This window comes from Dyella sp. NPDC103356 (assembly GCF_055584465.1).
Window position 1 is genome coordinate 154,185 of the sequence record NZ_JBVJLZ010000004.1, and the last position, 11,826, is coordinate 166,010.

General features: G+C 61.6%; 9 protein-coding genes. 1 reads left to right on the top strand and 8 read right to left on the bottom strand.

Annotated features, from left to right (window positions below):
- A complete protein-coding gene (locus tag ACZ6WW_RS10645; protein WP_465274175.1) occupies positions 1–2,292 on the bottom strand; it encodes an FdhF/YdeP family oxidoreductase in 2,292 nt (763 codons plus the stop codon).
- Between the two features lie 236 nt (positions 2,293–2,528).
- Here ACZ6WW_RS10645 and ACZ6WW_RS10650 point away from each other — a divergent pair, with 236 nt between their 5' ends.
- A complete protein-coding gene (locus ACZ6WW_RS10650) occupies positions 2,529–2,822 on the top strand; it encodes a hypothetical protein (RefSeq protein WP_465274176.1) in 294 nt (97 codons plus the stop codon).
- 58 nt (positions 2,823–2,880) lie between these two features.
- On the opposite strand, the gene ACZ6WW_RS10655 is transcribed toward ACZ6WW_RS10650, so the two are convergent.
- The 7 genes from ACZ6WW_RS10655 to ACZ6WW_RS10685 form a co-directional block, all read right to left on the bottom strand.
- On the bottom strand, positions 2,881–3,225 hold the full coding sequence (locus ACZ6WW_RS10655) for a ribonuclease E inhibitor RraB (RefSeq protein ID WP_465274177.1): 345 nt from the start codon (positions 3,223–3,225) through the stop codon (positions 2,881–2,883).
- Positions 3,226–3,321: 96 nt separating this feature from the next.
- Entirely contained in the window at positions 3,322–4,509 is a 1,188-nt protein-coding gene (locus ACZ6WW_RS10660; RefSeq protein WP_465274178.1) for an aminotransferase class V-fold PLP-dependent enzyme, read from the bottom strand.
- 49 nt (positions 4,510–4,558) lie between these two features.
- A complete protein-coding gene (locus ACZ6WW_RS10665) occupies positions 4,559–5,323 on the bottom strand; it encodes a bestrophin-like domain (RefSeq protein ID WP_465274179.1) in 765 nt (254 codons plus the stop codon).
- Between the two features lie 87 nt (positions 5,324–5,410).
- On the bottom strand, positions 5,411–6,319 hold the full coding sequence (locus tag ACZ6WW_RS10670) for an alpha/beta hydrolase family protein (protein ID WP_465274180.1): 909 nt from the start codon (positions 6,317–6,319) through the stop codon (positions 5,411–5,413).
- 40 nt (positions 6,320–6,359) lie between these two features.
- Positions 6,360–6,776, bottom strand: a complete 417-nt coding sequence (locus tag ACZ6WW_RS10675; RefSeq protein ID WP_465274181.1) for a PaaI family thioesterase — start codon at positions 6,774–6,776, stop codon at positions 6,360–6,362.
- Between the two features lie 185 nt (positions 6,777–6,961).
- A complete protein-coding gene (locus ACZ6WW_RS10680; protein ID WP_465274182.1) occupies positions 6,962–9,268 on the bottom strand; it encodes a S53 family peptidase in 2,307 nt (768 codons plus the stop codon).
- 459 nt (positions 9,269–9,727) lie between these two features.
- Positions 9,728–11,806: a S9 family peptidase gene (locus ACZ6WW_RS10685; protein ID WP_465274183.1), complete on the bottom strand. Its 2,079-nt coding sequence runs from the start codon at positions 11,804–11,806 to the stop codon at positions 9,728–9,730.
- Positions 11,807–11,826 lie beyond the last annotated feature (20 nt).

The window sequence follows — 11,826 nt, forward strand, 5'->3', positions numbered from 1 at the left end:
TCACGACGCCTCTCGCCACTCCCGTATGACCACCGGGACGGATTTGTACGACGGCGTGCCCGATTGGGGGTCATGGTCGTCCAGCCCTACCAGGCAGTTGCCTTCCGGGTAATACATCGCCACCGTGCCGCGGGCGATCGGATAGGACACGGCGGTAAAGCCAACCACCGAACGCTTGGCCCGGGTTGCAGAGGTTTCGACGACGATGCGATCGCCGTGTTTGAGGCCGCGCGCGGCGAGGTCGTCGGCATGCATGAAGATCACATCGCGGCGACCGGTAATGCCACGATAACGATCGTTGAGACTGTAAATAGTGGTGTTGTACTGGTCATGCGCACGCAGCGTGGTCAGCACCAGCGTGCCGTCTTCCAGACCGTCGTCTTCCTCGATGCCCGGCGCCACCAGGAAATGCGCCTTGCCATCCGGCGTGTTCCACTTGCGCTCGGAGGCTGCGATAAACAGGCGGAAGCCGCCCGGCTCGCGTACGCGCTGATTGAAATTGGCGAAGGCCGGAAACACGATTTCGATCTTGTCACGGATGCGGTCGTAGTCGGCGATCAGGTGATCCCAGTCCACCTGTGTGTTGGGCAAAGTCGCCTTGGCCATCTGAGCGACGATCCAGGGCTCCGAGCGCAGATGTTCCGAGGCCGGCGTGAGTCCGCCACGCGAGGCGTGGACCATCGACATGGAATCCTCCACCGTCACCGACTGCGCGCCTTCGGCCTGCATATCGATTTCAGTGCGGCCCAGGCATGGCAGGATGATCGACTCCTTGGCCAGGATCAGATGCGAGCGATTGAGCTTGGTGGCGATATGCACCGCCAGATCGAGCTTGCGCATTGCATCGAACGTAGCGTCGGGATCGGGCATCGCTACCGCGAGGTTGCCGCCCAGGCATATCAACGCCCGGGACTGGCCGTCGCGAATCGCCTTGACCGCGGCCACGGCATCGTGGCCGTGTTCCGGCGATGTGTCGAAACCGAATGCGAGCTTCATGCCCTTGATGAGCGCGGCATCGGGTTTCTCGGTAATGCCGACGGTGCGATCGCCCTGCACATTGGAATGGCCGCGCAACGGGCAGATGCCCGCGCCTTCGCGGCCGAGGTTGCCGCGCAGCATCAGCAGGTTCGCCAGCTGCTGCACATTCTGCGTGCCGTGACGATGCTGGGTGATGCCCATGCCGTAGCAGATGATGACGCGCTTGGCCTGCGCGTAGATCGAACCGGCGTGCTCGATATCGGCACGGGACAGCCCGCTCTTGCTTTCGATATCGCTCCACTGCGCGGCACGGAGGTCGCTGGCCAGCGCCTCGAAGCCGGTCGTGTTCTCGGCGATGAACGCACGATCGAGCAGACCCTGGCCGCCGCCGGCGATGTCCTGCGCATCGGCATCGAGCAACCATTTCATCATGCCCTTGAGAAACGCCAGGTCGCCGCCGCAGCTCACCTGGTAGTACGTCGTGGCCAGCGGCGTCTCGCCGCCTGTCATCATCTCGACCGGGCTTTGCGGCGAGGTGAATCGCTCCAGGCCGCGCTCGGGCAACGGATTGATCGCGACGATGGGGACGTTGCGCTTGGCAACCTCGCGCAAGGTCGCAAGCATGCGCGGATGGTTGGTGCCCGGATTGTGGCCGATGCAAAAGACCGCATCGCAATGATCGAAATCCTCGATCGTGACCGTGCCCTTGCCGACGCCGATCGACTGGGGCAGGCCCACGCTGGTGGCCTCGTGGCACATGTTCGAGCAATCGGGGAAGTTGTTGCAGCCGTACTCGCGCACAAACGCCTGATACAGGAATGCCGCTTCGTTCGAGGTACGGCCGGAGGTATAGAACTCGGCCATGCGCGGGTCCGGCAGCGCACGTAGCGCCGCGCCGATGCGTTGCATCGCATCGTCCCAGCCGATCGCCACATAGGTGTCGCTACCCGCGTCATAGGCCAGCGGATGGGTCAGGCGGCCAAGCCCTTCGAGCGCGTAATCACTGAGTTGCCACAGCGACGTTACCGTGTTGGCCTGAAAGAATTCCGGCTTGACCCGCTTGGCGGTGGCTTCCCACGACACCGCCTTGGCGCCGTTCTCGCAGAACTCGAAAGAACTGGTGTGCTTGGGGTCGGGCCAGGCGCAGCCGGGGCAATCGAAGCCGTCCGGCTGATTCATCTTCCTCAACGCCAAAGCTTCCCGACCCACTGCGAGCTGGCCGCTGATGGCCTTGGCCACGGCCCGTAACGCACCCCAGCCGCCGGCGGGACCTTCGTACTCGGATACGCCTGGGATCTCGGTTTCATTGCTCATGGCGCGGACTCTGCAGGGTGTCAGGGGGGAGCGGCTGACCGTTTTTGGCCGACTGGCCAGCCAAGCCATAAGAGTAACTCCGGGAGCGTGAGGGACGTAGGCCCAGATGGTCGCAGCGAAAGAAATGGCCGTCAGATCAGGTCCTTGTAGCCGGCGCCGATCGATGTAACGTCGCTAGCATCCGGCTGCGGTATAAACCGGCGCATCGGATTGTTCCGGTCACAGGAGAGGACGAGATGAGTCACCCATGGACATTGGTCTTGCCGGTTGTACTGGCATTTTCGGGCTATGCATCCGCCCAGGCGACACAGTCACCACCCCTTGGCACCCAGGCGCATCAAGTCACGGTCCAGTGCACGCTTACCCATACGACGGATGCCCCTTGCACACAGGAAGCACGACGCGACTGTGCCGGCGATGCAAAGCTCAAACAAATCGTGCCGCATACGGCAATGCCGGTGACCGAGGGCGTTGACCAGCACGCCGATTCGCTCGTGCGTTATGTCGCGATCTATAGCTGCTCACGCTGAGCGCGACGGAATGGGCGCAATTTCAGGAAACCCTTTAAACCTTCCCTAGCAGCTCTGTTCACTCCTGAATTTCACATCCCCAGCCATCGTTCTGCCCGGCAAACGCTTCGGCCTCATCGGCCAGCAACGCCTCGTAACCGGAAATATTTTCGTGGGTAGGGACCATGAAGGGATGGGCCTGGACCTGCCACGGCAGTTCGTCGTGTTCTTCGTATTCGGAGAACGACACTTTCTGGCCGTTGCGCAAGAGCAGGACCGCAAATTTCAGGGCGGCGTCTTCGGTGGGAAAGATGACCGAGAAGTCGATTTCGCGCGGCGTCTCCAGGTTGTCGCCCTGCTCGCTCATCTGACGCAATACGTCGCCGTTTTCATCATCAGGAAAAGCTACTTGATGGTTAACCATGGGTTCTTCGATCCGCTCGGTCACAGGATGGGTGGCTGCAAGCCTACCGCGATATACCGCGAGACGTCAGACGGCCCGCATGGCGCGAAGGCTCGTTCAGCCCGACGTGAGCCAATCGACGCAACGATCGATGTCGCTCGATGCGTGCCAACCGTGCAGCGCGATGCGCAGATAGCCGTCGCGGGTGCTCGCGCTGATGCCTTGCGCCTCGCCACGCTGCAGTAATGCGTCGATCGTGGTTTGTTCCAGCGCAAACGAAAGTACGGAGCCGACACGATGGGCCTCGACCAGGCGCTTCAGACGCGTCGCTTCGTTGACCCAGGCCGGATATCGCAAGAGCCGGTCGAGCAAACGCAGTTGCAGCTTGATGACATGATCGCGAATGGCGGCCGCACCACCGGCGACCAGCAATAAATCGATCGACGCCGCCAGTGCGCCGCAACCGAGAATGGTCGGACTGCCCGCTTCGAGATAACGCCCATCGTCGGCCCAGAGGTTTTCTTGGATCGCCTGGACGCCGCCCTGGGAAAAACTGGCGGGTGCCGATAGCCAGGTGCCCAGCGGCAGAAGCTGCCGACGGAAGTTCGCATCGGTCCACAGCAGGCCCTGCCCCTGCCCACCCAGCAACCCCTTGTGCCCACCGGTAGCAAAAGCGCTGGCGTGTTTGAGATCGGGCACCATCGTACCGGCCCCCTGAATGCCGTCGACCACCAGGTGCACGCCGCGCGCGCGGCACCCGTGGCCGAGTTTGGCCAGATCCAGGCGGATACCGTCCTGAAAGCGCACCCATGACACAGCCACGATACGCGTGTTCGGCGTGATCGCATCGAGCAGGAGATGCTCCGGCTCGATCATGGCATCGGGCACGCGATGATTCGGCCACAGGTCGACTTCGGTACAGCGCACGCCGCGTTGGTTCAGTGCCAGCCAGGGCAGGCGGTTACTCGGGAACTCACCCGCCGGTATGACGACCTCGTCGCCGGCCTTCCAGGGAAAACCATAGGCAATGGCTTCCAGTCCGGTCGAGGTGCAGGTCACCAAGCTCACATCCTTGGCCGCCACGCCCAGCAAGGCCGCGCCGGCGTTGCGCAACTTCTGCTGCACGTCTAGGAAATCGTTCTGCCAGCGCAGTTCCCACGGCCGTAGCTCGGTCTGCAGCAAGGCCATCAACGCATTGGCCGCGACACGCGGCATCGGGCCATCCTTGCAGTGCGACAACCATAGGCCACCGGCGGGAAACTCGAATTGCGCGGGCGAAATAAGCGGGGCGATATCGGCAGACACGAGCGAACCTTTGCTCAAAGCTATCGCTGCTATCTTGCAGGACGGCGCGTTATCTCGCCAGTTCCTCGGCGGCATTTAACAAAGGCTGGCCGGATACACGAATGATGCCCGAGTACGGCGTTTCGAATTCCAGTATCAGAAATACCGAGCCGGCAAACGCCAATGCGGAACAGACGAGCACGACGCGCACGGAACGATTGTGTACGGTGAACGCGCCCAGGCCGACAAAGATCAGAAAGACCCAGGCTGCGACGACCACCAGCAACAGTACGGGTACCGATTGCACGCTCTGCTCGGAGGTGACGACACGTTCACGGCTCAGGTCGCCGCTTAGCGTCAAGGCACGTGCCTGAAACCAGCGCTGCGCGTCGTTGGCCGGTTTGAGCGCCAGGATCGACTGTTGTAATTCTGTCAGCAAGCTCAGGTTGGTCAGCGGAACCCGAAAGACGACCTCCGTGACATTGCCATCGGCTGCGACGCGGCTTGTTGCGCGATTCAGAAAGGCGCGCAGCTGGTCGCGCGCCGGGCGGGCTTCATCGCCATAACCCGACAGCGCCCGGTCCACCATGACGATCGATGTGGATACGGCGACGACATCATCGGTTGCGCGATCGAACGAGGATCGCGCCGAGGTAATCATGAAACCCAGTACCAGTGCCGCCAGCGTCGACATCATGCCGATGCCGATCTGCGCCGAGTTGCGCGCGTCGTTGGACAGGTGATCCCGCGGCAACCGTGGCGCCAACCACGCGCCCAGCCACAGGCCGACCCAGGCCAGCACAAAGACGCCCAAGCTGATCGCAATCGCGGCCATAACCCCTCGGAGCCAGTCCGGCTCGGGCGAGTTTGCCACTTTCCGGAAAGCCTGTGCTTAGCGCTTATGGCGTAAGCGCGCCGCGAGCTAGCCGTATGGCTTGCCTGGCCAGGGATTGATCCCGTCACGCAGCCAATGCAGCGTGTCCGCCCAGAAACCCTGCGTATGCCGGGCATGGAACAGGTCGAAGTGACCCACGCTCTCCCGACCCAGATCATGTGGTGACAGCATCACTTCGGTCTTTGCTGCCGCTCCGTAGTAACCCAGGGAGCGCCGCACGGCCGAAACGGTGCCCAGTTCATCGTCGCTGACGACCACGGCGAGAATGGGCGCCTGAAATGCGGCGAAGCGTTCCAGTACCACCGCTCGACTGGCTTTGGGATAGCTGCGTTCGGTACGTGCGCCCTTGAAGCTCCATTCGTTGGCGACGCCGGCGGGCAGATCTTCCAGCCAGCCGAACTTGCGGCCCGGAAAATAACCAAGCAATGCCGTAACCGCGGGCATGACCACGTGCCATTTGAAGAACAGCCTGGCTCGCTGCTTCGCCGCGTAATCGGGCCAGTACGCATATTGCGCGCCCACGGTGAGCATGCGTTCGACCAGGTGCCCATTTTCCGCCAGGCCCGGAAGAAAGCCACCGACGCTGTGACCGACAACCAGCAAGGACCCCTGCCTCCGCCGCTGATTGGCGAAGCGAATCGCCGCATCAAAGTCGAGTTGCCCCCAATCGCGCCAGCGATATCCGCTGCCACGCAGCCGCTCGGGACGCGACAGGCCAATACCGCGGTAATCGTAGGTCAGGACATCGAAACCCGACGCGGTCAGAAAGCGCGCGTAGTAATGGTAGTAACGAGCCAGCACGCCAGTCGCCGGATTGATGACCACCAGTCCGAGAGGCACTGCGGTCGCGGTCGGCCACCAGTGGCCACCGAGCGCGACGCCGTCGTCGCAACGAATGGTTATCGCTTCTGCAGATTCGGGTGCGACAGATGCCATGGGGATAGGCAGGCTTGTGCCAAAACGAAAGTATTTAAGATTAAGGGTTTGCTGTCGCCGGCACCACGGTGCCCTGCGCGATCGCGCACAGGATCTCCTCGCCATCGCGAACCGCGAATATCTCGCACTGGCATACGGCCTGGCGTTTGCCCACGGCCTTGGCATGAGCACGCGCGACAAGGATCGAGCCAAGCGCCGGCTTCAGATAGTTGATCTTGAACTCCGAAGTCAACGCGTTGCCGCCAAAGGCCAACCCACCGGCGAAGGTGATCGCGTTATCGGCCAGATAACTCAGGACGCCGCCGTGAACGAAACCGTGCTGCTGCTTGAGATGATCGACGATCGGCAGACTTATCTCTGCGGTGCCGGGTCCTGCCTGCGTCAGTTGTGCGCCGAGAAAGCGACTGAACGGCTGGGCGTCGAAAACCTGCTGGGCGAACGCGCGTAGATCCTCCACGACTCGATCCTTTCATTACGTCGAATGAGGGCTTCGATTCTACGGGATCTCGACCATGCATCTCCTACCCGTCATCCCCCGCAGGCCGGGATGACGATGAATACTGAAGCTATTTTGCTGCTTTCGGTTTATTGGCGTGAAATCCTCGGCGGCTTTCGCCGCCGAGGACTGAGACACAACGGCGTTTACTTCACACCAACAAACGACTTCCACGCGCTGAGCAGGTTGTTGGCGTCCACCGAACCCAATCCGGTGGCAAAGCTCCAACCCGGTTGCGCGGCGAAGGCTTCGGTCTTGGCGCTGTACTTCTTGCTCGGATCGGTCGACATCAGGCCGAGCTGGCCCGGACCGAGCAGGAACTCCGGATTGGTGATGTAGAAGTAGCAATCCGGCGTCGGGGTGGCCGCGCCATTCAACTGATAGCACTGGGTGGAGATACTGCCGCGCACCACATTGTGGAAGACGCACTTGGCCGTACCCTTGGTGCCGTTATCGGAACTGCAACCGTCCAGCGTGGCCGGTGCCGTGCCGGTCGGGCCGCCGTATTCCTTGGCCGCGAGTGCGTACAAGGTCGGTGCTGCATTGCCCTGATTGGCAGGCAGGCCCGCTTCGGACAAGCCCTGGTCCATCAAGGCCTGGATACCGGCAAACATCGGTGCCGACAACGAAGTGCCGCCTTCGAGCACGGTGGGGGTGGTGAAGTTGGGTGCGCACGGATCGGCCGCCGTGCACAGGATCACGGCCGAGTGCTGGCCATACGAACCGGCAAACAAGGCCACGTCCGGCACGTCGCGCGATTGGTCCTTTGCCGTTCCCTTGACCAGACGCTGCCACACCGGTTTCGCGTCCACCGAGGATGGGCCGCCGCTGCCGCCCTCGGAGGTGGTGTAGATGCTGAGCGGATCGAACACGACCGCCTCCTTGCAGAAGGCGATCGAGTCGGTGAAGCCAAGCGACTTGGCCGCCACGTCATTGCCGCAGGACTGGTTCCACGGAATTTCCGGCACATACGAAAGCGCCGATCCATAAACGTCATTGATTGTCGAACTGAAGTATTTCTTGGTCGTGCCATCGAGCACGTCGGCGGTGTCCGTGCCGCCTACCGTCGTGACATTCGGCGACGTGCCGAGAGAGTTGGCGTCGATACCCGCACCGTTGATCACGCCACCATTGAAGCTCGGGTTGGCACCGGAGTCGCCGCTGGAGACGAACACTGATATGCCTTCGGCATCGGCCTGCGCCCACATCAGATCGATCGCGCTCTTGCTGGCCGCATCGGTCGAACCTTCGCCGAAGCCGTAGCTGGCACTGATGATGTTCGGACGGCTCGTGCCGTTGATCAGGTTGGTCGCCGCGGTGAACACACCACCGAAGAAGTTGTTGCTGTTGCCACTATCGCAGGTAGCCACCACGATGTTTGCGCCCGGCGCCATCGCGGTTGCCCACTCCGCATCCAGTACCGTTTCGGTAAAGTCGGAGTTGGGACTGGCGATATTCGGATCCACGCAGTTGGTAAGGCCATCGGCCTGCGGCTGCACCTGTGAGAACGTTCCGCCGAAGCTGCCCAGATTGAACTGGCTGACAAAGTTGGTCCAATCGCCGGGCACCATCGACTCTACGTCGACCACCGCGATGGTGATGCCCTTGCCGGTAATGCCGCTGCTCTGCAGCTTGTCGACACCGTAGATCTTGGCCAGATCGTAGGGCGCGAAGCCGCGTTCGCCGGTAGTGAACGGTACGGCATCCGGGCCCAGCTTCGCGAGTGAGGACTTGGCGAAATTGGTCTTGCCCGGCTGCTGCGGCACCGCGAACATCCGCGTCGACGGATTGAACTGAGCCACCTGTGGTGCCGTGTGCTGCGGATCGGGATGGATATCATTGAGGCCAGCGACACCGACAATGACGTCATTCAATGCCGTCGGGATGCTGATATCGCCGGCATTGGCGATGTGCACCGCGTTGTTGATGGTGTAGCGGTTCTCTTGGGTATGGAAGGCCTGCCTGACCGCGCCGGCCGTACCGCTGAAATCGATCTGCATCTTGTTCGGGTAGACGCCGTTGACGGTAAAGCCCTGCGCCTTGAGCCAGGACGATACAGCGGCGATATCGGCATCGCTGACGCCGAAGGTCTGGCCGAACTGTGCCGGCGTCAGCCATTGATGAAATTTCGCGGACGAGGGATCGTGCTGGTCGGCAATCAATTTGCTCAATGCGTTGGCACGCAGCCCGCTGCGCTTGAGCACTAGCTGCATATGGTTCATTGGCAGCGAATCGGCCACGGTCTCCGTGGGTTTCGTTTTTGCCACCAGCCCCAGATGGGTGTTGGCTACCGCCGTCAACGCGCGATTGTCGATGGTCGCGGTGACACGCGGCGCTTCGTTAGTGTTGATACCCGCAAGTGCGGCTGTCGCCGTGTCAGTGGCCAGGCCAAGACTCGGCAGTACAGCTAAAGCAGCGGCAATCGATGCACCGATCACAAGCTCGTTTTTCATGACTCTCTCCCAAAGATGATGCCAAAAGGAAATAACGAGTCCCCCTGTGATGTTGCGTCGTACAACAACGTTTTGTGTCTCTTTTCGACTCCAGTGGTTTCGCGATGCCTCTTGTTGCAGGGCGCATGCTTCCAGCCATCTCATCGGACAGCTTTATGGAAGTCGCATTGGATATCCGTTGTACTTCGGCCTGCAGCCAAAGGCAGGCGATCATGCTCATGCATCAACAAGATCGTCTAGTGCTTTGGCGGCATTTGAACGCTGCGTTTTGATGAAACAAACTGAAACGGTGAACACGCACGTGAATTTGGACGTCCAAATGATGGACGGCTATATGTAACGGTTTGTAACAAGGCGCGTATACGTAACCTCTTGCGTGAAACGCAAAATTTTCTGTAGCAAATGCAACAAAAAAGGCCGCTGACGAATCAGCGGCCTTCGCTTGGAGTCACGGGAGCGTTAGTTGGTCGGCGGTAGATACTTGCCAAACCAGCTCAGCGCACGTTGCAACACATCGCGCTGGTTGGCCGGGTTGACGAAACCGTGGCCCTCGCCCGGGTACACCACCAGCGACGTTGGCACATTCTGCGCACGCAGCGCATGCCAGAACTCGAACGACTGCGGTGCGGGACATTCGGCGTCACGCTCGCCGACCACGATCAGGGTCGGGGTTTTCGCCTGCTTGATGAAATTGATCGCCGAGCTCTTTGCGTACACCTTCGGATCGTCATAGACCGACGCACCGAAAAACGGCGTCATCCACTGATCGATCAGGTTCTGGCCGTAGTAGCTCTGCCAGTTGGAGATGCCGGCGCCGGCCACGGCGGCGTGGAAACGCTGCGTCTGGGTCACCGAGAACATCGTCATGAAGCCGCCATAGCTCCAGCCCGTCAGGCCCAGGCGCTTGTCGTCAACCGGCAGTTTCTTTTCAATCGCATCGACGCCGGCAAGGATGTCGCGCAGGTCGCCATAGCCGAAATCCTTGCGATTGGCCTGCGTGAAGGCCTGGCCCTGGCCATAGCTGCCACGCGGGTTGGGCATGAACACGAAGTAGCCCAGCGCGGAGAGCGGTGCGCCGCCAAAACCAACCCCCGGCCAGCGCGGGATCACCGCACTCGACGGGCCACCGTGCACGGTAACGATCATCGGATACGACTTGGACGGATCGTAGTTGGCCGGATACAGCAGCCAACCCTGTACGTGGAAACCCTCGTTATCCCATTCCACCGATTCGGCCTTGCCCCACGACGGCTTGAGCGCGGCGTTGATCGACGTCACGGCCGGCGGCGCCTGCGTATCGAGTGCACCTGCGTGTACTTCGGCCGGATGCGCGTAATCGCTTTGCACAAAGGCGACCTGCTTGTTGTCGCGGCTTAGCGAGAGCGACATCGACAGATCGCCGCTGCCGATACTGGAGGGCACGGTGAAGAACGTGCGTGTCGGCTTGGCCGTGCTGGCTGTCACCGCATACTCGGCGACCTCGCTCTGACCGTTGCTGACCTGCGACACCACCAACTGGTTGGCGCCGGACCAGCTGAACCATACCGGCGTGACGTGCGTGCCGGTCGTAAGATTGGTCGGCGTGGCATTGGCACTTACGGCGGTGCTGTAGATATCGCCGCCGGTCGCACCCTGATCGCTCATCAGGCCACCGATAAAAGCGATGCGGTTGCCATCGGGTGAGAAGCGCGGCACGGCCATCTGCAAGCCGTGCAACGGGCCGCTGACGGTGGCCGGGTCGACGACGACCGTGTTTGCGGTACCCGGGATCGCGTTCTGCACATACAGCTTGGAGATCCACCAGTTGTTGTCGCCGGGCGGCGGCGCTGCGGTATAGGTAAAGCGCTTGCTGTCGGGCGACCAGGCGTATTCATAGACGTGCAGCGACACGGGCGTGACCTGCTCGATCGTGCCGCCATCGGCCGGCAGCGTCGCGATGCGCTGTTCGACGATATTGTCGACGCCGATCTCGCCGACCGAAGGATCCGCTGCGGCCGTGGCGCTCGCGCGACGGTCCGAGCCTTCAACGTAGAGGAACGAAAGTTTCTTGCCATCCGGCGACCAGGTCAGCGCGTGCGCGTAACCGTTGAGCGTGCCGAGCCGGCGCGGCTTCTCGCCGGCCTTGTTTGCATCGACAACATAGACGCCTTTGTCGTGCTTGCTTGGACCATTGCCGCTGGCCGGCTTGCTGACGCAGTCGGCGATGAAGGCCAACTGGCGCGCATCCGGCGACCAGGCAATGGCGCTGCCGTTGCAGTCGGCCGCATTGCCCACGCCGATTTGCTGCACGCCGCTACCGTTCGCCGTCGCCAATTCGATCTGGGCGTGCTTGTCCTTGTGGCGAACCCAGGCCAGCAGGCGGCCATCGGGAGAAAGCTCGCTTTCGTCGATGCGCTGCGACTTGGCAAGCTCAACCAGCAAGTCGTTGATGCGTGGGTCGGTGCCGTTGTTGGCAGCAGCCGGAACATCGGGCGTGGCAAATGCGCTGGTGACACAAAAGGCCAGCAGCGCCGGTAGCAAGCGAGCGGATCGAGGCATGGTCGAATCTCGTGGGACGG